Annotated in this window: 22 protein-coding genes; 13 read left to right on the top strand and 9 right to left on the bottom strand. The window is 61.3% G+C overall.

Annotation, left to right across the window (positions count from 1 at the left end):
- The 4 genes from JNL55_RS30765 to JNL55_RS30750 form a co-directional block, all read left to right on the top strand.
- Positions 1-1,289, top strand: a 1,289-nt coding sequence (locus JNL55_RS30765) for a TonB-dependent receptor (protein WP_293863566.1), incomplete at its 5' end; no start/stop codon positions are given.
- 131 nt (positions 1,290-1,420) lie between these two features.
- The gene (locus JNL55_RS30760; protein WP_293863564.1) at positions 1,421-2,365 is read left to right on the top strand and encodes a hypothetical protein; all 945 of its coding nucleotides are present in this window, start codon (positions 1,421-1,423) and stop codon (positions 2,363-2,365) included.
- A 106-nt stretch (positions 2,366-2,471) separates the two neighbouring features.
- Entirely contained in the window at positions 2,472-2,909 is a 438-nt protein-coding gene (locus JNL55_RS30755; RefSeq protein WP_293863562.1) for a YciI family protein, read from the top strand.
- 176 nt (positions 2,910-3,085) lie between these two features.
- A complete protein-coding gene (locus tag JNL55_RS30750; RefSeq protein WP_415923196.1) occupies positions 3,086-4,687 on the top strand; it encodes an ATP-binding protein in 1,602 nt (533 codons plus the stop codon).
- 52 nt (positions 4,688-4,739) lie between these two features.
- Here JNL55_RS30750 and JNL55_RS30745 read toward each other — a convergent pair whose 3' ends face one another.
- On the bottom strand, positions 4,740-4,913 hold the full coding sequence (locus JNL55_RS30745) for a hypothetical protein (protein WP_293863558.1): 174 nt from the start codon (positions 4,911-4,913) through the stop codon (positions 4,740-4,742).
- 24 nt (positions 4,914-4,937) lie between these two features.
- Positions 4,938-5,450, bottom strand: a complete 513-nt coding sequence (locus tag JNL55_RS30740) for a hypothetical protein (protein ID WP_293863556.1) — start codon at positions 5,448-5,450, stop codon at positions 4,938-4,940.
- Positions 5,451-5,732: 282 nt separating this feature from the next.
- On the opposite strand from JNL55_RS30740, the gene JNL55_RS30735 reads away from it, so the two are divergent.
- The gene (locus JNL55_RS30735; protein ID WP_293863554.1) at positions 5,733-8,510 is read left to right on the top strand and encodes a serine/threonine-protein kinase; all 2,778 of its coding nucleotides are present in this window, start codon (positions 5,733-5,735) and stop codon (positions 8,508-8,510) included.
- Positions 8,511-8,521: 11 nt separating this feature from the next.
- On the opposite strand, the gene JNL55_RS30730 is transcribed toward JNL55_RS30735, so the two are convergent.
- Genes JNL55_RS30730 through nikR form a run of 3 tightly spaced genes read right to left on the bottom strand, consistent with a single transcriptional unit; the run spans position 8,522 to position 10,613 of the window.
- Positions 8,522-8,980 (bottom strand): GNAT family N-acetyltransferase, encoded by a 459-nt coding sequence (locus JNL55_RS30730; protein ID WP_293863552.1) that lies wholly within the window; start codon positions 8,978-8,980, stop codon positions 8,522-8,524.
- Positions 8,981-9,009: 29 nt separating this feature from the next.
- Entirely contained in the window at positions 9,010-10,122 is a 1,113-nt protein-coding gene (locus JNL55_RS30725) for an NADH:flavin oxidoreductase/NADH oxidase (protein ID WP_293863550.1), read from the bottom strand.
- A 29-nt stretch (positions 10,123-10,151) separates the two neighbouring features.
- Entirely contained in the window at positions 10,152-10,613 is a 462-nt protein-coding gene (gene nikR / locus JNL55_RS30720) for a nickel-responsive transcriptional regulator NikR (RefSeq protein ID WP_293863548.1), read from the bottom strand.
- A 143-nt stretch (positions 10,614-10,756) separates the two neighbouring features.
- Here nikR and JNL55_RS30715 point away from each other — a divergent pair, with 143 nt between their 5' ends.
- The 4 genes from JNL55_RS30715 to JNL55_RS30700 are packed head-to-tail and all read left to right on the top strand — an operon-like array spanning position 10,757 to position 14,642.
- Positions 10,757-11,440, top strand: coding sequence for a HupE/UreJ family protein (locus tag JNL55_RS30715; protein ID WP_293863546.1), 684 nt, complete (start codon positions 10,757-10,759; stop codon positions 11,438-11,440).
- The gene (locus JNL55_RS30710) at positions 11,433-13,454 is read left to right on the top strand and encodes a TonB-dependent receptor (protein WP_293863544.1); all 2,022 of its coding nucleotides are present in this window, start codon (positions 11,433-11,435) and stop codon (positions 13,452-13,454) included. Before JNL55_RS30715 ends, JNL55_RS30710 begins: the two co-directional genes overlap by 8 nt.
- A gap of 11 nt (positions 13,455-13,465) precedes the next feature.
- Complete coding sequence (locus JNL55_RS30705) at positions 13,466-14,179, top strand: DUF4198 domain-containing protein (RefSeq protein ID WP_293863542.1); 714 nt, start codon at positions 13,466-13,468, stop codon at positions 14,177-14,179.
- Complete coding sequence (locus JNL55_RS30700; protein ID WP_293863540.1) at positions 14,148-14,642, top strand: carboxypeptidase-like regulatory domain-containing protein; 495 nt, start codon at positions 14,148-14,150, stop codon at positions 14,640-14,642. Before JNL55_RS30705 ends, JNL55_RS30700 begins: the two co-directional genes overlap by 32 nt.
- A gap of 4 nt (positions 14,643-14,646) precedes the next feature.
- Here the strand turns inward: JNL55_RS30700 and JNL55_RS30695 are convergent, their stop codons facing one another.
- The 4 genes from JNL55_RS30695 to JNL55_RS30680 all read right to left on the bottom strand — a co-directional run bounded on the left by JNL55_RS30695 (position 14,647) and on the right by JNL55_RS30680 (position 19,539).
- A complete protein-coding gene (locus JNL55_RS30695) occupies positions 14,647-16,716 on the bottom strand; it encodes a hypothetical protein (RefSeq protein WP_293863538.1) in 2,070 nt (689 codons plus the stop codon).
- 73 nt (positions 16,717-16,789) lie between these two features.
- Positions 16,790-17,488, bottom strand: a complete 699-nt coding sequence (locus JNL55_RS30690) for an alpha/beta fold hydrolase (RefSeq protein ID WP_293863536.1) — start codon at positions 17,486-17,488, stop codon at positions 16,790-16,792.
- 62 nt (positions 17,489-17,550) lie between these two features.
- A complete protein-coding gene (locus JNL55_RS30685; protein ID WP_293863534.1) occupies positions 17,551-18,468 on the bottom strand; it encodes a response regulator in 918 nt (305 codons plus the stop codon).
- A gap of 90 nt (positions 18,469-18,558) precedes the next feature.
- Positions 18,559-19,539, bottom strand: coding sequence for a Gfo/Idh/MocA family protein (locus JNL55_RS30680; RefSeq protein WP_293863532.1), 981 nt, complete (start codon positions 19,537-19,539; stop codon positions 18,559-18,561).
- Between the two features lie 152 nt (positions 19,540-19,691).
- Here JNL55_RS30680 and JNL55_RS30675 point away from each other — a divergent pair, with 152 nt between their 5' ends.
- The 4 genes from JNL55_RS30675 to JNL55_RS30660 form a co-directional block, all read left to right on the top strand.
- Positions 19,692-20,174, top strand: coding sequence for an RNA polymerase sigma factor (locus JNL55_RS30675; protein ID WP_293863530.1), 483 nt, complete (start codon positions 19,692-19,694; stop codon positions 20,172-20,174).
- On the top strand, positions 20,171-21,139 hold the full coding sequence (locus tag JNL55_RS30670) for a FecR family protein (RefSeq protein WP_293863528.1): 969 nt from the start codon (positions 20,171-20,173) through the stop codon (positions 21,137-21,139). The genes JNL55_RS30675 and JNL55_RS30670 overlap by 4 nt, the downstream gene beginning before the upstream one ends.
- Positions 21,140-21,237: 98 nt before the next feature.
- Complete coding sequence (locus tag JNL55_RS30665; RefSeq protein WP_293863526.1) at positions 21,238-23,676, top strand: TonB-dependent siderophore receptor; 2,439 nt, start codon at positions 21,238-21,240, stop codon at positions 23,674-23,676.
- Between the two features lie 12 nt (positions 23,677-23,688).
- Positions 23,689-25,114 (top strand): DPP IV N-terminal domain-containing protein (locus JNL55_RS30660; protein ID WP_293863524.1); only part of this gene is annotated, 1,426 nt, incomplete at its 3' end.

Genomic DNA, 25,114 nt, shown 5'->3' with positions numbered 1-25,114 from the left:
TGCGGCCCAAGACCGTGGACTTCGAACTCTACAATCTGACGCTCAACTACGATGTGGGCTTCGCCAAGCTGATCAGCGCCACGTCCTACATCGACTTCGATCATCACCTGCCGTTCACATACATCCCGCGGCCGGGCAATCTTTCTTACGGCTATGTCGAAGGCAACGACGACCGCGCCGTACTCGCTGAACAGTTCAGCCAGGAAGTGCGGTTGGCGTCTTCCGGCGGGCCGTTCGAGTGGACGCTCGGCGCTTACTACCGCGATCTGGACTATCGCAACCCGGTGACTTACGAGTACGCGTACACCACCGACGGTAGCCTCTACGAAAACGGCGGCATCTTCGTCGGCAATCAATATTACTTCTCGCATGCCACGTCCAAGTCCTATTCGTTGTTCGCGGACGGCAGCTATGCGTTCACTGACCGATGGACCGTCGGCGGCGGTGTGCGTTATTTCGAGGACAAGAAGACCAGCTTGATCGAGTACTCGCCTGGCGCGGGCACCGAACTGGACGCGACTTTCGACTCGGTGGATCCGCGTGCTTATGTGCGCTTCAAGCCGAGCGACGACACGACGTTGTATTTGAACTTCGCCAAGGGATTCCGCAGCGGCGGCTTCAACCAGGAACCGTTCGATCCGTACCAGCCCGAAAAGATCTTCACTTGGGAGCTGGGTATCAAAGGAGTGGCGGCCGACGGCATCCTGCAATATGACTTCGCCGGCTTCCTCACCAACTACAAGGACATGATCCGCCGGCGCATGACCGTCATCAACGGCGCGTTCTTTTCCGAGTCTCGTAACATCGGCAAGGTGCGTGTGAAAGGCATCGAAGCCGGTATCACTCTGCAGCCGGTGCAGTCGCTGTCGTTGTATGCGAATGGCGCCTGGCTGGAGAGCGAAATGATCGAGACCGATCCGGGCGATCAGGTCAACATCGTTGGCGACAGCTCCGACTACACCCCCAAGTTGAGCTGGAACCTGGGCGCGCGCTACCAGTTCGAGCTGGCGGGCAAGTTGCCGGCATTCGTCAGTCTCGACTACAACCATCGCGACAAGGTGGCGTACATCGATCGTTCCAGCTTCCTGCCGCAGTTCCTGCCGCAATGGTCGGACGCCATCGATCTGGTGAACTTGCGTACCGGCGTCAGCCTCGACCGGGTCGAGCTGGAACTGTTCGTCTCCAACCTCACCAACCAGAACAAGTGGGCCGATCCGTATTATTCATGGGCCAATGCCGATCGCACGCGGCCGCGCATGATCGGCGTGAAGGCCGGCTACAGCTTCTGATCTGGGCCGGACCGGAAGCCGCTGACCCTGGTCAAGCGGACTTCCGGTCCGGCATGGGATCGCTGTGACATTGGGCTAAACTTTGGCCAATGGTTGCAGCCCCGCCCAATAGTCCTCGCCGCATCGCTCGCTTGCGTTACAGACCGGTGACTCGCCGCGATCTGGACGAGTGTTTGAGCCTGTTGCCGCCCTGGTTGGGGTTGAGTGCCCAGACGCGGCAGGCCTTGCCGCAGTTGTGGCAACACCTGGTCGATGAGCCATCGGTCATCAGCGCGGTGATCGAAGATCTGGCGCTGCCAGCCGACCGAATCCAGGCCTGGGGCGTAAGTTTGATTCTGCCCAAGCAGCTGGTGCGTGAGCTGCGCTTGGACGACGAGCCCAACGCATTTATCACGCGTCGTCTCTACGAAGCCCTGATCGACGGCAGCTTCCGACCGATGACCGATCGTGAAATCGGAACCGAGAACGCAGCCGGCGAGCTGACCATGCTGATCCTGCATTTCTCGGCGCGGCAGTTCGGCGCCGAGAATCCATACGGCCACAGCTTGGTCGCGGTGGCTAACGACACCTACCGAACGTTTCATTACGGCTATCGGCTGCGTGCCATCTATTACGAAACCAACGCGACCGACGACTATGCCGCGGCCGGCTCGGGGTTTATGCGCCGCCGGCTGGTGGACGAAGACAGTCTGTCGGGCTTGCCGTTGGAGCTGCGGCCGGCGTACTTCGGCCTGACTCATGAGCAGGCCTGGAATCAAATGCCCGGCCCGCCGGCGCGTAACAATTTCGAACATCAGCCGCCGTTGTTTTGTTTCTCGGCCTCACAACGCCGCTTGCTGTGGTTCGCATTGTTCGACGAGTCCGACGACGCCTTGATGCCCATCCTCGAAGTCTCGGTGCATGGCTTGAAGAAGCTATGGCGCGGCATCTATGAGCGCATCGAAGACCGCATGCCCAGCTTCTTCGGCGATGCCGCCGGCGGCGACGACGGCAAACGCGGTCCGGAGAAGCGCCGACAGGTCATGGCCTACGTGCGGCAGCGGCTGGAAGAGCTGCGACCCTGGGCCCCCGGCTGAGCCGATGCACGCTGACTCGATTCATAAAGGCGTTGCCAAGTGTCGGACCCGCGGCGGCTCGCGCGTCCTTTAGTCATACCGCTTGGCAATCTGCAGGAGTACGACGATGCGAGTCATGGTAATCATCAAGGCCACCCCGAGCACCGAAGCGGGGGTCATGCCCTCCGAACAATTGCTCGCCGACATGACCAAGTTCAACGAGGCGCTGGTTCAAGCCGGCGTCATGTTGGGCGGCGACGGGTTGAAGCCCAGCAGCCAGGGCAAGCGCGTGCGCTTCGCGGGAGATAAGCGGTTGGTGATCGACGGCCCCTTCGCCGAAACCAAGGAAGTCATCGCCGGCTATTGGATCTGGCAGGTGCAATCCATGGACGAGGCCATCGACTGGGTGCGCCGCTGTCCGCATCCCATGCCGGGCGAAGACACTGAAATCGAAATCCGTCCGTTCTTCGAGGCCGAGGACTTCGGCGCCGAGTTCACGCCGGAGCTGCGGGCCAAGGAAGACGAGCTGCGGGCCGCCATGGAGCGCCAGCAAACTCGAAACTGATCGTCAGAGAAAAATATACAAAGCCGGGCTCGGTGCCGCAGGAATACGGCCCCGAGCTCAAGTTGTGATATAGAGACCGGCCTGTCAGTTGCCTTCAGAGTCGGGTCTTGATCGGCACTACAACAGAATACGGCGCCGCCGAGACGGTCGAGCCCGAAAGCCCACGGCAGCGTGAGATTCGCGAAAGCGAGGCGCGCTACCGCACCCTGTTCGATTCCATCGACCAGGGCTTTTGTATCATCGAGTTCTTCGACGGCCCGCACGGCCCGCTCAGCGACTACATCCATATTTCGGCCAACGCCGCCTATGCCCAGCACGCCGGCATTCCCAACGTGGTTGGGCAGAAGGTGCGCGAGATGGTCCCGGAGGAAGCCGAAGGTTGGGTCGCTCTGTATGTGGAGGTGCTCAAGACCGGGCAACCCATTCGCTTCGAGCGCGAGTTGGTGGCCACCGGGCGGCACCTGGAGCTGTCGGCGTTCCGGATCGAACCGGCCAGTCGCCGCGAAGTGGCGGTCTTGTTCAAGGACGTCACCGCCCGCAAGCGCGCCGAACGCGCCTTGCAGGAATTGAATGAAACATTGGAAGCCAGGATCGCGGCGGCATTGGCCGAGCGCAAGCTGGCTGAAGACGCGCTTCGCCAGGCGCAAAAGATGGAAGCCGTCGGGCAACTCACCGGCGGTTTGGCGCACGACTTCAACAATCTGCTGGCGGGCATCTCCGGCGCTTTTCAAATGATCGGTGTGCGTCTGGCGCAAGGTCGCACGCGGGATGTGGAAAGGTATTTGACGGCCGGGCAGGGCGCGACCCGCCGGGCCGCGTCGCTGACGCATCGCTTGCTGGCGTTCTCACGCCGGCAGACGTTGGCGCCCAAAGCCATCGTCATCAACCGCTTGATGTCGGAGTTCGTGGAGCTGGTGCGCCGGACGGTGGGCCCGGGCATCGCAGTGGAAACCATCGAAGCGGGCGGGCTGTGGCTGACCATGGTGGACGCCAACCAGCTGGAAAACGCGCTGCTGAATCTATGCATCAACTCGCGCGATGCCATGCCCGAGGGCGGCAAGATCACCATCGAGACCGGCAACAAATGGCTGGATGAGCGTACCGCCCGCGATCGGCACATGGATCCCGGCCAGTACGTCACCGTTTGTGTCAGCGACACCGGTGCCGGCATCGAGAAACATTTGTTGGAGCGGGTGTTCGAGCCGTTCTTTACCACCAAACCCACCGGTCAGGGCACAGGGCTGGGCCTATCCATGGTCTACGGCTTTGCCCGGCAGTCCCATGGTCATGTGCGCATCTATTCCGAAATGGGCCAGGGCACGATGGTGTGTATCTATCTGCCTCGACACCTGGGTGAGGAAGAAATCGACGACGCGGCGGCGTTGACGACGGAGTTACAGCCGGCCGCCGATGCCGTGGTGCTGGTCATCGACGACGAACCGACCGTGCGCATGCTGATTACCGATGCGCTCGGCGATCTGAACTACACCTGCATCGAGGCGGCGGATGGGCGCGCCGGCTTGGACATCCTGGAATCGAATCGGCAGATCGACTTGTTGATCACCGACGTGGGTCTGCCAGGCGGGCTGAACGGCCGCCAGGTGGCCGATGCCGCGTTGTTGTTACGGCCGGAGTTGAAGGTGCTGTTCATCACCGGCTATGCCGAGAACGCGGCCTTCAATCATGGCCACATCGGGCCGGGGATGGAGCTGTTGACCAAGCCGTTCGCCATCGACGATCTGGGGCGGCGAGTGGAGCGGATGCTCCGGCAGGTATAAAAAAGCGCGCGGCTTGGGCCGCGCGCCTTCTTGTTTCAAACCTGGCTCGCTATTACAGCGGGCGAGGCAGAGTCGAACCGGCCTGGGCCTTGAGCGACTGGAGCAGCTCCGGGGTCAGGTCGGACTGAGCGGCAATGGCCGTGTCGTTGGCGTTCGGTACTGCAGTACCAGAGACGGCCGGGACCAGGGCAACGACGCTGAGGGCGAGGAAAATGAACTTTTTCATGACTGGCTCCTTGGTGTTGCTCGATTAACCGCGCAGGGGACGCTTGGCGCCGCCCGTGTCATCGGCGAGCTGGAGGAGGGGACGCTTGGCACCGCCGGTGTCGTCGGTCAGCTGGAACAGGGGACGCTTGGCGCCGCCGGTGTCGTCAGCCAGCAGCGGGCGCTTGGCACCGCCAGTGTCATCGGCGAGTTGGAACAAAGGACGCTTGGCGCCGCCGGTGTCGTCAACCAGCATGGGGCGCTTGGCACCGCCGGTGTCATCGGCGAGCTGGAACAAGGGACGCTTGGCGCCGCCGGTGTCGTCAACCAGCAAGGGGCGCTTGGCACCGCCAGTGTCATCGGCGAGCTGGAACAGGGGACGCTTGGCGCCGCCAGTGTCATCGGCGAGCTGGAACAGAGGGCGCTTGGCACCGCCGGTGTCGTCGGCGAGCTGGAACAGGGGGCGCTTGGCTCCGCCCGTGTCGTCGGCCAGAGCGGCAGTGGACACCGTGGCACCCAAGGCAACAGCAACTGAAACGGCGATAGAGGCGAAGCGCATGAATCTCTCCCGAGATAAAAAAAGTGTCCGGACCGTCATAACGAGCATTTCGTCGACATAACCGGCATCGACTTGTGAACTCCGTCACGCCGAATTCTTCATTATGCTCATCAAAATGGATATTCAGGAGAACCCTGAATCGGAGCTGCGGCGACTTCTACGTGGATTACACGGCGCTGTTTGTTTTCAAAAGTGAGGCGCGGTAACTCATGTATTCGTGTGTTTTTCGATGGAATACGCGCCTAGACCAGACATGCGCCGCGGCAAACAAATGACCGGGTTATGACAACTTCGAGTGCTCCAGACCAACGCTGGAAGCGAATAGAAGAGCTATTCGCCAAGGCGACCAAGCTGCAGCGCGCGGAACGGGAGTCGTTTGTTCGAAACAATGCCGCCGATCCGGAGGAATTGCGCGAGCTGCTGGACCTGGTGAAGTTCGCCTTTACCCAAGGCGGCACCGGTCCCATCTCCCGGGCTATCGGCCAGGCCTTGCATCAGTCTTCCCAGCCCGGCAGCCGTTCTTTGATCGGCCGGGTGGTCGGCCAGTACTTGATTGTTTCGGTGTTGGGCCGGGGCGGTTCAGGCACGGTCTATCTCGGCGAACGCGCCGACAAACAATATTCGGCCCAGGTCGCGGTCAAGATCATCGATGAGAGTGCCGCGGCCTCCTTCGGCCTGCGCTTCCGTGCCGAACGGCAGATCCTGGCCAGCCTCAACCACGCCAACATCGCCCGGTTGCTGGACGCCGGCGAGACCGAAGAACACCAGCCGTACCTGGTCATGGAATACATCCACGGCGAACCCGTGGACCAGTATTGCGACCGGCAACAACTCGACCTGCGCGCCCGGCTCGAATTGTTCCTGCAGGTTTGCGGCGCCGTGCAGTACGCGCACCAGAACTTGATCGTGCATCGTGACATCAAGCCGGCCAACATCCTGGTGACCGGCGAAGGCGAGCCCAAGCTGCTGGACTTCGGTATCGCCAAGCTGTTGGACGCCAGCGACGTCACCAAGGCGTCCGACCTGACGCGCATGAACGACCGCTTGCTCACCCCCGAGTATGCGAGTCCCGAACAGATTCTCGGCAAGCCGGTGACAACTGTCAGCGACGTGTATTCGTTGGGCGTGGTGCTGTACCAACTGCTCACCGGCCTGCGTCCGTACACGCTGTCGTCGTCGGCGGCCAGCCAGCTCGAGCTGGAACGGGCGATTTGCGTTACCGACCCATTGCGTCCGAGTGCGGCCGTGCGTGCGGCGGTGGGGGGCACGCCGGCCGAAGGCGAGGCGCCTATTGGCACATTGGCGGCGGCTCGCGGCACGACTCCGGATAAGTTGGAACGCAGCCTGATCGGCGATCTGGACGCCATCATCATGCGCGCGCTGCGTAAGGAATCGCAGCTTCGTTACAGCTCGGTCGAACAATTGATCGCCGACATCCGGCGACATTTGACCAACGAGCCGGTCCAGGCGCGGCAAGGCAATTGGGTCTATTACACCAATCGGTTCGTGCGCCGTAACCGGTTGGCGGTGGCGGCCAGCGCCAGCTTCATTTTCTTCCTGATCGGCGTTTCCTTGGTGATGTCCTACCAGCGGGCCCAAACCGAAGCAGCGCTGGTGCTGGCGACCCAAGAGAAGGAACGCGCCGAGAAGGTTTCGGGCTTTATGCGAAACATGTTCGCTGCCGCCGATCCATTCGTGAACTTCGGCCGCGAACAAAGCGCGCGTGACGTGTTGGATCAAGCCAGCCGTTCCATCGAAACCGACCTGGACGTGCAGCCCGAAGTGCGCTCGCCGTTGCTGGAAACCATCGGCGTTGCGTATCGACGCATGGGGTTGCCCGACCGCGCCGTGCCGCAGCTCGAGAATGCCTTGCGTCTACAGCGTCAATTGCAGCCTGGCGACAATCCGCGCACAGCCTCGTTGCTGATCGAACTGGCGATTGCTTCCCGCGAAGCCGGCAAGTTCAAAGAGTCCGATCAGCTGTTCAGCGAAGCCCAGCAGATGACCAAGATGAACGGCGGCGCCAATCCGGAAGTCACGGCCAAGCTGCTGGTGGAAAACGGTCGTCTGGAAAACCTTCGTAGCAACACCGCGCAAGCTCACAAGTCGTTCACCATGGCGCTGGAGCTGATGCGTCAGGCGCGCGGCCCTCGCGATCCGGAAGTCGGCAGCATTCTGAGCGAGCTGGCCAATATTCTGTCCTGGTCCGACGATCTTGCCGGCGCCGAAGCGGCAGCTCGCGAAGCCGTCGACATTTATAGCCGCGTCGCCGAGCTGCATCCCGATCGCATCAAGGCCGACTATCATCTCGCGGAAATTTTGCTGTATCAGGGGCGCATCGCCGAGGCAGCGCCGATTTTCGAACGCACGCTGACTGCGCAGCGCTTGCTGTACAAGTCGAACAGCAAAGTTGCGGACACCTTGGCCTCGCTGGCGCAAGTTCGCATGGCGCAAGGCGATGCCAAAGCCGCGGAAAGTTATGTTCGCGAAGCCATCAGCGCGCATCGCGATTCGGGCAGCACCGCGTACGGCAAGATCGGTTATCTGCAAACCATGCTCGGCACGGTGCTGCTCAAGCAGTCCAAGTTCGGCGAAGCCGAAGAAGTGCTCCGTAGCACGCTCGAACTGTTCGCCAAGAGCTTGCCGCCCGATCACGAGTACGTGGCGTCGGCGGAGCATTACTTGGGTGAGGCGCTGGCTGGCGGCGGCAAGCTGGCGGATGCCGAGGCGTCGTTCACTGCGGCCATGAATCGTTGGAAGCGCACCGATGCGCCCGAGTGGCGTTCGGCACGTTCAGCCAGCGCGCTGGGCGAAATCCTGCACAGGGAAGGACGCAACCAGGATGCCGAGCGCTATCTGCTGAGCAGCTTGAAAATCATCTCAGCCGCGACTGGCGTGGATCGCGAGACCAGCGAGAAAGCCCGCGAGCGAATCGCTCGCTTCTATACCGACACCAATCAGCGTCGCAAGCTGGACGACGTGCTGCTCGGCCAGCATCCCATCTCTGCGAGCGACAAAGCGCCGCGTCCCAGCGCTGCCGGCAACAAGCCGACCGGCTGACCTCGCTGCTGTCAAAGCGGCAAATGTAAGAATTGATTGAACTCGCTCGGCCGGTAATCGCCGAAAGGTGCGCCGTTGGCGAAGCCTCGAGTGCGATACAACTTCAGTGCCGGCTCGAACGTGTCACCACTGCCGGTTTCCAAACTCAGTCTCGATAGTTGTCGGCGGCGCGCTTCGGCGATGATGTGCTCGAGCAGCGCAGCGGCCACGCCACGACGCAGATGATCGGGATGGGTGCGCATGGATTTGATCTCGCCGGTGCTTGCGTCCAGCATTTTCAGCGCGCCGATGCCCAAGATCGAGCCGTGCTCCCAAGCCGACCACACCGTGATTTCGGGAGCGCGCAGACCCGACAGATCCAGCACGAACGCCGCACCCGGCGGCGAGCTGGCATGCATGTTCGCGAAGTGCAGTTTCAGCAGCTCGCGCGTCGGCTCGCTGGAAAGATCGTCGGCGCGGATCTCGAACATGTGCGACTCCTTCTCGCGCGCGGGGTTGCTCAATCGTTGGCGCGAATATCGAACAGGGTGCGGAAGCGGGCCGGTTGCGAACGTAGATACTGGCTGGGGGCTTTGACAGCAGCGCCGAAATGCGCAGCTGCATGCCACGGCCAGCGCGGGTTGTAGAGCATCGCGCGGGCGAGGGCGATCATATCGGCGTCGCCGGCCACCAGAATGGACTCGGCATGTTCGAATTCGGAAATCAGCCCGACCGCGATCACCGGCATTTTCACCGCAGCTTTGACTGCACGCGCCAGCGGAACTTGATAGCCGGGGCCGACTGGAATCTTTTGCGCCGAGGTCAGGCCGCCGCTCGACACGTGAATGGCGTTGCAGCCGCGAGCTTCCAACGCGCGCGCGAACTCCACTGTTTGCTCCGCGTCCCAACCGCCCGGTGCCCAGTCGGTGCCGGAGACTCGAATGCTGACGGCTCTCTCGGCCGGCACTGCTGCGCGGACCGCGTCGAACACTTCGAGCGGAAAGCGCATACGATTCTCGAGCGAGCCACCGTATTCATCGTCACGACGATTCGACAACGGCGATAAAAACTCGTGTAGCAGATAACCGTGCGCGCCATGGATCTGAATCGCATCGATGCCGATGCGTACTGCACGCTTGGCTGATTCGACGAAAGCATCGCGCACCCCGGCTAGACCTGCTTTATCCAGCGCCGTCGGTGTTGTTTCCGTTTCGAGATAAGGCACGGCCGAAGGCGCTTCGGGGCGCCAGCCGTTCGGATGATCGATCGCCAGCTGCGCACCGCCTTTCCAGGGCACTTCCGTCGAAGCCTTGCGGCCGGCGTGCGCGAGCTGAATCGCAATCGGCATGTCCGAGTAGCGACGGATCGATTCCAGCACCTGGCGCATCGCGTTCTCGGTGGCGTTTGAGTACAACCCAACGTCGGCGTAGCTGATGCGGCCTTCAGGTTTGACGGCGGTTGCTTCGATCGTCAGCAAGCCCGCGCCCGACAGTGCCAGTTGACCCAAGTGAATTACGTGCCAGTCGGTCATGCAGCCGTCGACGGCCGAGTACTGGCACATGGGCGCAATCACGATGCGGTTGGCGAGGGTCAGCGGGCCGACCTGGGCTGGCGTAAATAGTTTGGAACGCATCGTCATCTCCGAAAATTCGCGGCAATTGCCTAACGGTGCGGCCGTAAGTGTACGTGGTGATGATGTGGATGTGCGCGCCCGTTCGCTTCCGACTCCACCGGGACTACGTTGCACTTACCGTGGCGTACCCCTTTCTCCGCGATCAAGGCTTGGGCGAATTGCACCACTTCTCGCGTGTGGCCGCGAAGAATCATGGTCTCGATGCAATTGTCGTGATCCAAGTGCGCGTGCATGGTCGAGACGGTGACGTCGTGGTGATCGTGCTGTAACTGCGCCAGCCGTCCAGCGAGTTGTCGTTCGTGATGGTTGTACACGTAACTCAGTGCAGCCACGCAGTGATGCGCGCCGCCGTGATCGAGGCTGTCTCGATCCAGTTCACTACGCAGCAGATCGCGAAACGCTTCGGAGCGATTCTGATAACCCTTCTGTTGCATGAAGCGGTCGAAGGCCTCGGCCAAATCGTCATCGATGGAAATGGTGAGTCGTTGCATGGCGCTGCTCGTAGAAATCCGGCGGTCTGACACGAGTGTGAAATATTTAGGAATCATCATACACCCAGATCGCGCCTCGGCTGGTTCGAACGCGAATAACTTCATAAGGGGCGCAGGCGGCGGTGAGACGTCGGATTTCATTCATGGTGCGTGCTGTGGGCGGCTTGGTCGCAGCGTTGCTCGCTTTCGGTGCGCTGGCGCATTCGGTGAGCGAACAAGCGCAGCAGCGCATGTTGATCGGCGGCTTCTTCGACGCCGCGTGGATCGGCGCCGAGCACATGCTCACCGGCTACGATCATTTGCTGTTCTTGCTGGGCGTGATGTTGTTTCTCACGCGCTTCAGCCAGATCGTCATATTCATCACCGCGTTTACCGCGGGCCACACCATCACGTTGTTGTTCGCGACCATGGCGGGTATTACCGCCAATCCGTATCTAGTCGATGCGGTCATCGCGCTGACCGTTACTTATAAGGCGATTGAAAACCTCGACGGCTTTCGTCGCTGGTTCGGCCGGCCGGCGCCGAATCTGCTGTTCATGGTGTTTGTGTTCGGCTTGATCCACGGCTTCGGTCTGTCGACTCGCTTACAGCAGATGACGCTGGCCAAGGATCCGGAGCTGGTGACCAAGATCATCGCCTTCAACGTCGGCGTCGAGCTCGGCCAGATCGCTGCGCTCACCGCGATGACTGCGGTCGTCCACGTTTGGCGCACGAGTCGAAATTTTCAACTGATCACGCGCGTCACCAACGGCGCGTTGATCGCGGCTAGCGCGGTGCTGTTGGCGCTGCAAGTCCATGGTTATTTCACGGAGAGCGTTCATGTCTAACATGTTGCGATGGGCGATCGCTGGCGCGCTGGGTGCGTTGGCCGCGCCGGTGTTGGCGGACACGTCGCTCGCTGAAGCCCCCATCGACGAGGTCGTCGTCAAAGGTCAGCTGCTGCGTGCTGAAGATTCGGCTTACAGCGCGACGGTGCTCGACACGGTCGCGATTCGCGAGCAGGGACTCGCCGATGTTGATGAGCTGTTTCGCTTCGTGCCGGGCATGGTGGTGCGCGATCTGCAGTTGGGCTCGGTGGCTAGCAACATCGTCATTCGCGGATTCGGCAGCGGCGGTCATGGCGGCGATCTCGGTGCCGTCATCGATGGCATTCCGCTCAACGAAGCCATGTCGCACGCCGACGGCTATGTCGATCTGAACACGGTGGTGCCGTTGGAGATCGCATCGTTCAGCGTTTTCAAAGGCCCGGTGTCGGCGCTGTACGGCAACTACAACCGCGGTGGTTTGGTCGATATTCAGACGCGCAAGAGCGGCGACTATGCCGAGACGGATTTGTCGCTGGGCTCTTACGACACAGTGGATGTGCAGGCTGCCTATGGCGCTGGGCTGAGCGACAACCAGCAGCTCAACCTCGCCGGACAGCTGTACCGCACCGATGGCTTCCGTCCGCAAAGCAAGACTGAGCGCGGCACGTTCTCCGGTCGTTGGTCGGTGGATGTCACGCCGGATCTGCAGGTCGCGCTGTCGTCGCGCTACCTGCAATCGGAGAGCGACTCTGCTTCGTATCTCACGCGAACTCAGTTCGAATCGGACCGTCGCGGCATCGATCCGAACGTGCAGAACGACGGCGCGGAAAAAGAATTTCTGACGGTGCGCGGCGACGTGAACTATCAGCTTGCCGAAGCTCTGAAATTGCTGACATTCGCATACACGACTCAGCAGGATTTTACTCGTTGGTTCTCGCGCCCCATCAACACCAGCACTTGGCGTCAGCGTGAAGAGACTTATGACCGCAGCGTGTTTGGCGCCGGCACCAGCCTGAACGGCGTGACCACGCTTGCGGCTATTCCGGTGACCTACATCGCTGGTGTCGAAACATTCCGCGAATCCACCGAGTACAAGTTCTTCGACGGTCTGGATCGTCGTCGTCGCGTGTTGCCGGCGCAGTCGGATCGCGAGACCGAGCTCAACAGCGTCTCAGCGTTCACCGAAGTCAGAGCAACCGTGCACCCGCTGGCCCAGCTGTCGGTGGGTTTGCGTGCGGATCGCTTCACTGGCGGCTGCGAGCGGCAAGGACCTGAGACTGGCACCGATCCGTGCGGCGCGCTCAACAAGGCCGATCATGTGAGTCCGAAGGTGGGTGTGACTTCGCAAGTGACCGACTGGCTACAACTGCGAGCCAGCTGGGCAGAAGGCTTCGCGCTGCCCAATGGTTTTGTGAAATATGCCATCGGCGGTCAGCCGCTCGATGAGAACGTTTTTCGTCAAACCGAGGTTGGTCTACGTTTTACTGCCGCCGAAGCATTTGAGTTTGACTTAGCCGGCTATCGGCTGAAGTCGACCGGCGAAGTGCGCACGGTATCGCCGGGCGTTTACGAGAACTACGGCGCGACTCTGCGTGAAGGCGTCGAGGTGAGCGCGCGTTGGACGCCGGTCGAAAGCTTCGAGTTCGCTGCTGTGTACGGCATCACCGATACCAAGGTGGAGCAGAACGCCGACGCTCGCTTGCTCGGCCTATCGGTGGCAGGTGTGCCGGAGACCTCCGGCAGCCTTGAACTCACTTACCGGCCGTTCGCCGACTGGAGCTTCAATGCGTTCTGGCGCTACGTGGGTGAATACGAAGTCGATGCGCTGAACACGCTGCAAGCCGACAACTACGATCTGCTCGATCTCGGCGTCTCCTATACGCAGCGAGGCGAGCGCAACTATCGAGTCTATGCGCGTCTCGACAATGTCACGGACGAGAAGTACGCCACGTCGGTTTCGGTGATCGGCGGTCAACAGCTGTTCGCGCCCGGCATGCCGCGCTCGGTTCGTGCCGGCATCCAGTTCGATTTCTAATGGGACCTCACATGATTTCCAAGTCACGCCAGCTGGCACTAGCGACGATTCTTGCGTGCTGCGCCTCCGGCGCGCTGGCACACACCGTGTGGCTCGAGCCGGCGCAGAGTGCGGGCGATTATCAAGTTCTGTTCGGCGGTCATGCCGGCAAGCTCGAGACCTACCAGCCGGCGAAGCTGAAACAGATCGATGCCGTCGACAAAAGCGGCAAGCCGCTGAAGGTGAGTCGCAATGTCACCGCCGATGGCTTGCGACTGCACGTCGACGGTTCGCCGGCGCTGATCTCCATGCACTTCGACAACGGCATTCACGCGAAACCGGCCACGGGCCCGAGCGTCGAGAAGCCGATGAATGAAGTGCCTGGCGCGACGCGCGCGACTTACGCGGTCAAATATCACAAGACCGTGGTCGCTTGGGCACCGCTGGTGACCAAAGTTATCGGGCAGCCCTTCGAAGTAGTGCCGCTATCGGCCCAGCAGCCCAAGGCAGATCAACCGTTTCGCGTGCGCGTGCTTCAGGATGGCAAGCCGGTGGCGGGTGTAAAGTTGGGGCGTGGCGAGGAAGGCACAGCTGCTGATCCTGTTACCGACGCCGAGGGAATTGCAGCTTTCGTTCCCCAGAGTGGTTTCAATAGACTATGGGCCGGCAAGCGCATGCCGGTGGCCGGCAATCCTCAGTACACGGAGCTGAGCTATGAATATTCCTTCGGCTTCGATGCGAAGTAACCAGATGCGAGGCTGGATTCGTTGGTTGGCCTGCTTGCTCATGTCGGTGCCGGCGGTGTCGTTCGCGCATGGACTGCTGCTCGATGCCAAGCACGTGCACGATCGCATCGAAGGCACGGTGTACTACTCCAACGGTGAGCTGGCTGTGCGTGAGTCGGTGGAGTTGCTCGACTTAACCACGCCGATCACTACGGCGGCAGTTGCTGAAACCGACGACGCCGGAAAATTCAGTTTTCCGGTGACTTCAGGACATCGCTACCGCGTCTCGGCGTATGCGGCGGAAGGTCATGGCGTCGACGTCGAGATTGAAGCGGTGGCGAATGCTCGGCCGCAGCTCATCGAAAACGAAGCGGCTACGGCAGAGCAATCCTGGTTGCCGCCGGCTTGGGCCGTCATCGGCTTGTTGTTACTGGCCTCGATGGTGCCGATCGCGCTTTCGCGTCGGCGCCCGACCGCTACCTAGCTCGTTACCGAGCGGCGCGTCTCGCGCCCAGCCAGTTCCCCTGTTGGAGCGATAGAAACACCGTGCTCCACAGCTGCGCGGCATTCGATTCATCCGCGTGAGTGTTGTGCTGCCCGAACGCTTCGGCGTGATACTCGCCGTTTGCGAACGACCAGGTCCAAAGCTCTGATGTTCGTAACGCATTGGTCGCATCGATAGCAGCCCATAGCTGCGACTTCGCGTTCTGCAGGCGGGTGCGTACTTCGGCAGGCAAGTCGGTTCTGGCGAGTTGCCGGCTCAGCCCCGCTGCAAGCACTGCCTGCTGCCATGACCACACCACAGTGCCGTGATACGCGGAGTTGCCGAAGCGGCTTTGCGTTTCAGTGTCTGCGTACGCGGGATTGGCGACCACCAGGCCCACCGGTGTTAGCAAGCCTGCTGGGAACGGACGCATGATGGCGGCGATCGAGCGATTCAGTTGCTCTGCCGTCGGCTTGGTGAACAACAGCGCGAAGCCATCGTCGGAGTGCATCACCGGGATGGGCTTGCCATTCGCGTCGAGAGCAAGCGCGTTGAACGAGAGAGGTTGACCGTGCAGGCTGTTCTCGAGTGCCGAGAGCGGTTTGGTTGCATCGACGCCGACCGCTGACGCGTAGGCCTGAACCCGAGCGCGTGCTTGCGAGTCGGGCAGGGTAATGACAAACATCGGCGGAGCGGCGCGAGACCAGGCATCACGTTGCGCGCTCGCTCGCTGCAAGGTGCGTCGCTGGGTTTCGTTGAGATAGGCGTCGAGCAGGCGGCTCTTCAGCAAACGGTCGGCGGCGTCGAGTGCTGCCGGTACGAAAACTGCGTTCACGTCGTATGCATAACGGCCGCGGCCGAGTCCTTCTTCGCTGTCGCGCCATTGGCCGGTCATTCGGCCTTCTTTGAGGCCGACCAGATTCACCGGCTTCGGGTCGGTGGCGAATGCAGCTGTGCGTTCTACGACCCACGCCAGATTGCGAACCAGTGCGTCGCCTTGTCGTTCGCCTGTAGGTGTGCGCGTCTCAAAGAATTTCGCAGCCCGCGACGAGCCGTCATTGTCCAGCAACCAATTTGCAGTGAGCGGGGCGAGCATGAAGTCGTCGTCGATCATGCCGTAGTCAAAGATCGGCTTATCTGATTTGCCGTGGCCTTCCTTTGCGTTTCGAAGCACGGCGAATTCACCGATGTCTTCTTCATGCGCAACTTCGCCATTGGGCGCGAGGCGCGCGAGCACGGAACCGACACCGCTTTCGATGGCCAGGTGCTGCAGCACCGGTGCCAGCAACGTCAGCGACATCATCGTGTCTCGCCCGAAGTAAGTATCGAAGCGCCAGGAGCCGGCGAGATACTTTTCTCGGTAGCTCAGAAACGTGAGCACATCGCGAGCTTTGGTGTCGCGGCCGGCGGTGGCGGTGAGCAGCGAGGTGCCGTCGATGGGCGTCAGTGGCGTTTCGCCAGTCAATGCCACGATCTTGAGCCGCAGCTTGCCGTTAGGGCTGGTGACGGCGGCAGTGGTTACTTGTGCGCCATCGAGCGCTTCGACGGAGAGTCGATAACCTGGCGCGCCATCGAGTCGCGGCCGTGCCCAAGAGATATGCGTCGAGGTGACAGTCGGCGTTGCCGCCACTTCCGCCGGTATGGTGCCGAGTGCTTGATAGTCACGCAGCACTCTCACCGACGAGAGTACGGCTTGGTGAAACTCGAGCTTCGCTGTGTCGACGATGACTTCCGCTTCCAATCCGTGCAGCGGTCGGCCGCCGGGATCCGCGGCGGTGATGGGCTGCGGTGGTCGAGTGAGCGTCCAAGTTACCGGCTGCGCCGTCTTCGTAAACCACAAGCCGACGCCGCTGTTGCCCGCTGGAAAGGCCACCAGAATGCGTGGGTCGGTGCCGGAGCGTAGTAATAAATGCCCGGCCGCCGCGCCCTCGCGCACGAAGCTGTTGATGTTCAGGCCTTCGTTTATTTGGAAACGTTGCGCCGGCGGCGAGGCGGGCGGCCCTTCAACAGTCGCGCAGCTGGCGAGTGTGACAAGGGTGGCGAGGCAGGCGATTCGAGGAGTAGTGCGACTCATGCGGCGATGATGCGCCGGCCGCGGATTCGATGCTACGTGTGTGTTACTTGCTTCCGCGCCCCATGAAATTTATTCAAGCTTGCAGCCAGCGGCGGAGTACGGCGGTAGTTTCTTCTGGTGATTCCATGGGCGGCAGGTGTCCGCACGATACGAATGTGTGCAGCGTCGAGCCGGCGATGTGCCGATGCATCTCTTCGGCATCGCTGGGTGGCGTGAGAATGTCCGAGTCGCCGACGCCGACCCAGGTCGGCACTCGAATCGAGCTCAGCAAGGGGCGCGAATCGGGTCGAGTCAGAATGGCATTCTGCTGGCGAAGAAATGCGTCGCCACCGACTCGCTTCGCCATCGCACGCACTTCTTCGCCGAGCGGATCATGGACATGCCGGGCGTGCACTAGCTGCGGCAGCATGCGAGCAGTCACGCCGAAGAATCGGCCGTGCTTCATTGACTCGATGGCGGCTAATCGTTGCGCTGTACGTTCGGGTGAATCCTGCGAGGCGCTGGTGTCGAGCAACGCGAGTCGTGTTACGCGCTCGGGCTGCTGTCGCAAGATCTCGAATGCCACATAACCGCCCATCGATAACGCAGCCAATGCGAAACGCTCTGGCGCCGCGGCCAACACGCGCTTCGCCATTGCGTCGACGGTGTCATCGAGGGTGAGGTCGGGTAGGGCGGGGGCGGCAATGTCGCTGAGGTCGCGTGCCTGATCGCGCCATAGGCGCTCGTCGCACAACAGGCCGGGTAATAGAACTAACGGGATTCGCTCGGACACGGGGGACTAACTCGGAATGCAGGTCGCTACGGCCCGCATCATAGCGCCGAACCGGCGCGTTGTTAGCCTTGCACCGTGCTCAGCTCATTCGCTGTCGAGCGAGCTGCGCCACGACGTCGTTCGGCTTCTGCCAGGAAGTTGAGGGCGGTCATTCCTGGATTGTCCTTCGGCAGCTCCGTCGCTCCGAACGTTACGCGTGCCGTGGCCAACGCCGAAGAGCGAGGCGCGCTCGAAAAAATATTGCGCACTCCTTGCTCGAACGCCCCGGCTTCGATTTCACTGGCTTGCGGCATGATGATCGAGAATCGGGCTGTGTTCTGTTCCGCCGGCAAGCGTGCCACCCAATCCAAGCCGGAGCGCAGAGCGCCCAGAATGGCTTGTAACAACGCGTCGTGAATCGTTTGGCTACTGGTCGGTGACGTTGCCGGCAACTCGACGGCGACGCTCACCACCGTCAGCTGATGCGTCTGTGCTGTCGCATGAGCCATCTCGGCGCCAAGCCGGCCGACCAAATGACGCGCGGTATGCGCGCCGCTACTTAGATCGATCACGATGGGGCCGCTGCCTGAACCGGTGGCTGTCATCTGGCGGCGTTTGATTGCGTTGAATCCTGCGCCCACCTTGGCAGTCAGCTGCGCTTCGAAACCTTTCTTGGGCACGTAATGATCGACGCCCGCGCAATAGCCTCGCTCGTAGTCCTGCGAGTCCACCAGCGTCGTCAGCATGATGACGTAGGCCGGTGCCACTGCAATCGCTCGCAGCCGCTGCACGAACTCGATGCCATCGAGAACTGGCATGGAACGATCTGTCACCACCACCGGAAACCACTGTCGCCCCAACAGCGTCAGCGCTTCCATGCCATTGCGTGCTTGAGCCACTTTATAGTCCGCTTGGCTCAACAGCGCAGCGACGGCCTCACGCACTGTTTCATCATCATCCACGACCAACACGTTACGAGGGACAGCTTTCGGTGCATTCACTGCGGCAGCATCCTGGCTTCAGAGCAAACCGCAGTGTTGCCGGCGTAGTCCCGGATAGATAGTAGGATTCACCCTAGGGCGGCGCCCTTCCTAGCCTCTTGCCGCCGCCAGAATCGCTGCCAAAGTCCAGGCATTATCCAAGCTCGCCGCACGACGGGCGGCGAGGGATTCGCTGCCTGGGTCGGCAATCATCTCCGCGAACGCGTCGACTTCAGCCCGAAAGCCATCTTCACGAGGCACAGGGACGATCTCTGTCTCGTTCCGCCAGTCGCTGCCGCGACGGAGACGAAAATGAGGAGCAGAGGAGCGAGCGGTGTGGTTGGAATAATCGGTTTCAATGATCCCGCCGCTGCAGGTAATGAGGGCCGTGCGGTGCAGGCCACTGGCGAAGCTGCAGCTGAGTTGAGCAATGATGCCGTTCGCGAACTCGAGGGTGGCGGTCAATGTTTCATCGACACCGCGCTGCCAGCGAGCGCTCGCACTGACACGAACCGGTCGAGTGCCGGTGAGCTGGCGAATGAAACTGACCGGATAACAGCCGGCATCGAGCAGCGCGCCGCCGCCGAGCGCAGGGTCGAACCGAATGTCATCAGGATTGCTGAGCGTAAATCCGCAGGCGGCGAATATCGTTTGCACGCGACCGAGGGTTCCAGCGGCGACCAGCCGTTCAATCTCCAACGTCTGAGGTTGAAACAAAAACGGATAGCCTTCCAGCAGCACGACCCCAGCCGCATCGGCCGCGGCGAACATGCCTAACGCCTCTTCCTCCGACAAAGCGAGCGGCTTTTCGCAAAGCACGTGCTTGCCAGCGCGAGCGGCGGCAATAGACCACGGAGCATGCAAGCTATTCGGCAGCGGAATGTAGACGGCATCCACCTCCGGCGAGGCGAGCATCTGTTCGTAGGTCAAAGCCCGCGCAATCTGGTGGGTCTGCGCGAAAACTTCGGCTCGAGCAACATCCCGACTGGCAACAGCAACCACGTCGACCCGAGCGCTTTGCCGAGCGCCGGCGACGAAAGAGGCCGCGATACGAGCCGCGCCGAGGATGCCGATTCGGAGGGTGTGGGCCATACGACGATGCTAACAGCCCTCCTGTCTCCAGACACATCTCCCATCCCAACCCACACCCCCTAACGACAATATTTCGACAATATTTTTCCGAGGGCCCTGAACCCGTGGGTCCTCTATGGTCAGCGGCCGGCGGCCGATGGCATGCTCGGCCCATGAGTTGGATCCTCAACAACGTTCGCCGCCTGCACCAGGTATTGCGCCGGCGCGGTTGGAAGCGTCACGACGCTGAGGACGTGATCCAAGACGCCTTCCTACGCATGCAGACCTACTGCAACGAAGGCGGCGAGGTGCGCAACTCCGAGGCTTTCCTGGTCCGCACGGCACTGAACTTGTCCTTCAACGCGCGCAGCCGCAAGCCGGATGAGGTGATGCTGGCACCGTCGGACAGTGACGAGCCGTTGCAACTCCACTTCGAGCCGGCGCCCGATGAAGTGTTGGAGGCCGAGCAGAGTCTGGATCAAGTGATTGCACTCATCGACGCCATGACGCCAAGGACACGTGAGATATTCCTGCTCCATTACGTGGAAGGATTCACCTACCCGCAGATCGCGCGCCAACTCAGTATCAGTGTGAGTGCGGTGGAGAAACACATGGCGCGGGCCATGCTGGCGTTGACTCAGGAGCTGCCAGTATGACGAACGAAATGGATCCACCGGCATCTCCGCTGTTCGACCAGCAAGCCGAAGCTGCCGTTTGGCTCGCGCGCCTGCGAGGCCCACAGCGCGATGCAAGCGTGGAACGAGGCTTGCGCCGATGGTTGCGTGAAGATCCTGGCAACGCGCTGGCATTCGATGAACTCACGCGACGCTTGGAAGTCGTGGAGCGATTGAAAACGCGCACGTTGCCAGCCCGATGGCGAGTTGCTCAACCTGCCAGCCGCGTTTCGTGGCGACCGGTGTTGTCAGGCGTGGCCGCCGCACTCACCGCCGTCATGGTGTTTGGCTTCATCTATCTGCGCCAAGCCGGCGTCGCAACCAGCGTTGGCGAGCAACGCACGATGGCGCTGGAGGACGGCTCGCGAATCTACTTGAACACAGCAAGTCGAGTCCGCGTCTCTTATGACGACGGTTCGCGCCGCGTCGAGCTGATGAGTGGCGAAGCATTGTTCGAAGTCGCCAAAGATGCGTCGCGGCCGTTCGTAGTAGCTGTTGCGGATCGGACGGTGACCGCGCTCGGAACCACCTTCGTCGTGCGTAGGAGTGACGCACAGGTCAGCGTGACGCTGATGGAAGGCAAGGTGCGTGTGGCTTCGACGAGTTCTGAAGTCACAGGCAGCACAGTGCTCGCGCCCGGCGATCGCTTGACGATTCCTGCGGACGCGACTCCAGCCGTCGATCATCCAGCGATGGAAGCGGTGACCGCATGGCGTCGAGGTCTGGTGGCCTTGGATGGCATGTCCCTGTCGCACGCCGTACAAGAGATGAATCGTTACAGTCAGACCAGGCTGATCATCGAGCAAGCCGAAGCGCAGCAGCTGCCAGTGGGTGGATCGTTCCGCATCGGTGATTCCGCGAGCTTCGCGGCGGCCGTCGCTGCGACCTACGGTTTGCAAGTCGAGCGGCGCGACGACGACATCGTCATCGCGGGCCGGCCGCGTTGAAACGCGGAGCGCCTGTTGAAATAGAGAGACCAGGGGGTGTGGGTCGACCGCGGATTTGTGTCTAACCCCGTGTCGACTCCAACTATTCAAAGGCACCCATGAAACGCAACACCGGGCTGGCCCCCATGCTTGCGAGCTGCATCGTGTTGAGCGCCGCCGCGCTGCCGACACTGGCTCAGACTCACTCCGTCAGCAGTTTCGATTTTCCTGCGCAGCCGTTGGCGCGCTCACTGCAGGCGATTGCCGAACAAACCCAACTCAGCGTCTTCTTCGATCCACGCATTCTCGAGGGCTTGCAGGCGCCGGCCTTGCGTGGCCAGGTCACGGTGGAGCAAGCGCTCACCGAACTGCTGAAGGGCTCGGGCCTGACGTTCAGCCAGGTCGATGCGAAAACCTTTCGAATCCTGGCGCAAGCAGAGCGCACCTCGTTCGACGATCACATCATCGAATCCGTGAATGTGTTCGGCACGCTGGATAAACAACTGAGCATCGGTTCGAAGTCCGGCGAGTCGCTGCGCGAAACGCCGAAGTCGGTCACGGTGGTGAGTCGAGAGCGCATCGAGGCGCAGAGCCTGACTTCGTTGAAGGACATTCTGGGTCAGGCGACTGGCGTGACGGTCTCGACCTATGGACCCGTCGATAACTTCTACTACTCGCGCGGCTTCGAAGTCGTGTCGATCCAGATCGATGGCGGGGCTGCGTCACGATTGGTGGCGGGTACGCCGGATACGGCAGCGTTCGAGCGCGTCGAGGTACTGCGCGGCGTGGATGGCATCTTCACCGGCGCTGGCGATCCTGGTGGTGTCATCAATCTGGTGCGAAAGCGCGGCAAGGCGACGCCGGAGTTCAACGTCAATCTGAGCGGTGCGCGTTGGAACAACTATCGGAGCGAGGTCGACTTGACGGGGCCGTTGCTGTCGGACGGGCGCCTGCGCGGGCGCGTCGTGGGCGCCTATCAAGAAGGTGAGTATTACTATGAGGCTGGCGAGGTGGCGCGCCAGTTTCTGTTCGGCACGATTGAATACGATCTCACACCCTCGACGCTGCTGATTGCAGGCGTCAGCTACGAAAAGCGCGAGGAGGATGGCTTTCCGGTCGGCGGTCTGCCGCGTTACTCCAACGGTGCGAACATTGGTTTGCCGCGCAGTACGGCGCTCGCCGTGAGCTGGAATTTCTGGGACTTCACCACGCGCGAGTACTTCGCTCGCCTGGAACAGGAACTCGGCCAGTCGGCGACCTTCAGGCTCAACTACACACTGCAGGATCAGGACAGTCCGTTCAGCGCCAATTTTCCATTTGGCGCGGTCGATCCGACGACGCTGACGGGCCCGTTCCTGCGCGGCAATACCCCTTTCGCTCATTACAGCGCCGATCGGGATCTGCTCGATGCGTCGGTCAGTGGCAACGTCATGTTGTTCGGCCGCGAGCATCGCTACACGATCGGCGTCGACCGCAGCGAGATCGAGAGCGGCTTTCAACTGCAACGTGCGCTCGACGCCAATGGCAACGTGTTTGTCGCGCGGCCGATCGATGTTTTCAACTTCGATCCGTATGCCTATGCGCTGCCCGCGGGGCGCCGTCTAGCGTCACGCGGCGGGACTACGGAGACGCAGCAGGGCATGTATCTGGCTGTCGGCCTGCAGGTGAGCGATCCGTTGAGAGTGACGCTCGGCGGCCGCTACACCGAATATGACTACGAGTCGATCTTCCAGAGCTATGCGGCGAACGGTACGCCCGCAGCCAGAAGCGTCACCAGTTTTTCCGACACGGCATTCGTTCCCAGTGTCGCGTTGACCTATTCGCTCGATCGGAATTGGTCTTTGTATGCCAGCTACGGCGAGACCTTTCGCGGTCAGTCGAACCGGCTCGAGGGGCCGCTGCCGGGAACGCCGCTGGATCCGATGAAAGGTGTCAGCTACGAAGCTGGCGTGAAGGGTGAGCTGTTCGGCCAACTCAATACCGCCTTCGCGGTGTATCGCGTGCAACGTGACGGCGAAGGCATGGAAGATTTGAATTACCCGGTCACGCCCGGGGAGCAGGGCGCGACGTGCTGTTTCGTTGGCGATGTCGATATCGAAGTCACCGGGTTCGATGCCGAAGTGAGTGGTGTGGTGTTGCCGGGTTGGCAGATGTTCGCCGGCTACACCTATGCGGACCGTGCTGTCACCGGTCCGAGCGAATCGCTGCTGGCGGTTACCGTGACGCCGAAGCATCAGTTCAAGCTCTGGACCAACTGGCAAGTGCCGAGTCTACCCCGATTGACGGTCAGCTCCGGGGTGATCGTGCAATCCAAAACGTATCGACAGGCCGAGGCCGTGGACGCCTCTGGAGACATGGTGCCCGCGACTTTCTTCCAAGGTGGCTATGCGTTGTGGAATGCCTCGTTGCAATGGCGCATCGATGACAATTGGTCGATCAGTCTGCACGGCGACAATCTGCTGGACAAAACCTATTACAGCACCGTGGGGACGATTTCGAGCGAGAACTACTACGGCGTCCCGCGAAACTATGTGCTGACGCTGCGCGGTCATTGGTAAGTGGTGACGATCATGAAGATGACCGCTGTTGAAATCTGTGGTGCTGTGCTGTCAATGGGCGTGTTGTTCTCGGCAACGGCGCTGGCGGCGCAGGACGAGATGAGAGCTGCCTATGTCCGTGCCGAGGCGTTGCAAAGAAATAACATTTCGTCGCAACTCCATGGCATGAGCGTACAACCGAACTGGATCGACGGGCAGAGCCGTTTCTGGTATCGCACGACGGGACCGAAGGGCAGTGAATTCGTGTTGGTGGATGCTGAGCGCAATACACGGCAGCCGGCCTTCGATCATCGAAAACTCGCAGCAGGACTATCCGCGCTGACTGGCAAGAAGCACACGCCCGACGCACTGCCCATGCAGCGGTTCGAGTTCTCATCGGGTGGCCGCGCGATCCGCATGCAGCTCGATAGCGATGTCATTGAATGCGAGTTGCGCCGTTACCAATGTTCCAAGCTGCCGGCCGCAGCGGCGGTGCGGCCTGGAGAGGTGGCGTCGCCCGACGGAGCGTGGGCGGCGTTCGTGCGGGATCACAACTTGTTTCTGCGTTCCTTGCGTGATGGACGCGAGCTGCGACTGACCACGGACGGCATCGTCGATCATGCTTACGGCGAGCGTCCGGATTCCTTCATGACGTCCTTGAACGCAAAGAAGTACGACATCGCGTGGCCGGCGCGCGTGCTGTGGTCTCCGGATTCGACCAAGCTGATCACTTATCGCGTGGATCAGCGGCAGGTGCCGCCGATGCCGTATGTGCAGTGGGCGCCGGAAGAAGGCTACGGAGCGCGCCCGAAAGTGAACTATCTGCGGATGCCGATGGCAGGCGATGAGCACGTGCCGATGTCACGCTTGGTGTTTTTCGATCTGGGCTCGTCGGCGGCCGAGCAGGTAAGGCGAATCGACGGGCAGGCCGACCCGATTCAGATGCCGTACGACTTGATCTACGACGTGGGTGCGCCGTGGTGGGGCTCGTTGTGGTGGGATCGCAGCAGCCGCCATACCTATCATCTGGTGGAGTCGCGGGATTTTCGTCGCCTGCAGCTCGTCGAGACCGACGCCACCACGGGCGCGTCACGCAATGTGCTGGAGGATTTCTCAGCCACCAGTTTTCGCTTCGACTTTCGACAGCTGCCGCGGGGTTTCGATGGGTCGAGCGTAGTGTGGCCCTCCGAGAAGGATGGCTGGCAGCACCTGTACCTGCATGACATTGCCAGCGGCCGTGAACTCGCTCAACTGACGCGCGGCGAGTGGCGTGTAGAAGAGGTCGTGCATGTCGATCAGAAGGCGAAGTGGATCTACTTCAGGGCCTCGGGACGCGAGCCAGGAATGGATCTTTATTATTTCCAGTTGTATCGCGTCAAGCCGGATGGTTCGGGCCTGACCCGCCTGACCCCCGACGATGCTCAACATGAGGTCAGTTTCTCGCCCGATGGGCGTTACT

This window comes from Steroidobacter sp., from assembly GCF_016790065.1.
GTDB lineage: Bacteria > Pseudomonadota > Gammaproteobacteria > Steroidobacterales > Steroidobacteraceae > Steroidobacter.
Note: the sequence above shows the minus strand (reverse complement) of the source record. Positions and strands in the feature narration are given on the sequence as shown.

Bases quoted from the DNA above. Each gene is read 5' to 3' on its own strand.
- JNL55_RS30755 (WP_293863562.1), top strand. From the start codon at position 2,472: ATGCGAGTCATGGTAATCATCAAGGCCACCCCGAGCACCGAAGCGGGG.
- JNL55_RS30745 (WP_293863558.1), bottom strand. From the start codon at position 4,913: ATGAAAAAGTTCATTTTCCTCGCCCTCAGCGTCGTTGCCCTGGTCCCG.
- JNL55_RS30740 (WP_293863556.1), bottom strand. From the start codon at position 5,450: ATGCGCTTCGCCTCTATCGCCGTTTCAGTTGCTGTTGCCTTGGGTGCC.
- JNL55_RS30735 (WP_293863554.1), top strand. From the start codon at position 5,733: ATGACAACTTCGAGTGCTCCAGACCAACGCTGGAAGCGAATAGAAGAG.
- JNL55_RS30730 (WP_293863552.1), bottom strand. From the start codon at position 8,980: ATGTTCGAGATCCGCGCCGACGATCTTTCCAGCGAGCCGACGCGCGAG.
- JNL55_RS30725 (WP_293863550.1), bottom strand. From the start codon at position 10,122: ATGCGTTCCAAACTATTTACGCCAGCCCAGGTCGGCCCGCTGACCCTC.
- nikR (WP_293863548.1), bottom strand. From the start codon at position 10,613: ATGCAACGACTCACCATTTCCATCGATGACGATTTGGCCGAGGCCTTC.
- JNL55_RS30715 (WP_293863546.1), top strand. From the start codon at position 10,757: ATGGTGCGTGCTGTGGGCGGCTTGGTCGCAGCGTTGCTCGCTTTCGGT.
- JNL55_RS30710 (WP_293863544.1), top strand. From the start codon at position 11,433: ATGTCTAACATGTTGCGATGGGCGATCGCTGGCGCGCTGGGTGCGTTG.
- JNL55_RS30705 (WP_293863542.1), top strand. From the start codon at position 13,466: ATGATTTCCAAGTCACGCCAGCTGGCACTAGCGACGATTCTTGCGTGC.
- JNL55_RS30700 (WP_293863540.1), top strand. From the start codon at position 14,148: ATGAATATTCCTTCGGCTTCGATGCGAAGTAACCAGATGCGAGGCTGG.
- JNL55_RS30695 (WP_293863538.1), bottom strand. From the start codon at position 16,716: ATGAGTCGCACTACTCCTCGAATCGCCTGCCTCGCCACCCTTGTCACA.
- JNL55_RS30680 (WP_293863532.1), bottom strand. From the start codon at position 19,539: ATGGCCCACACCCTCCGAATCGGCATCCTCGGCGCGGCTCGTATCGCG.
- JNL55_RS30675 (WP_293863530.1), top strand. From the start codon at position 19,692: ATGAGTTGGATCCTCAACAACGTTCGCCGCCTGCACCAGGTATTGCGC.
- JNL55_RS30670 (WP_293863528.1), top strand. From the start codon at position 20,171: ATGACGAACGAAATGGATCCACCGGCATCTCCGCTGTTCGACCAGCAA.
- JNL55_RS30665 (WP_293863526.1), top strand. From the start codon at position 21,238: ATGAAACGCAACACCGGGCTGGCCCCCATGCTTGCGAGCTGCATCGTG.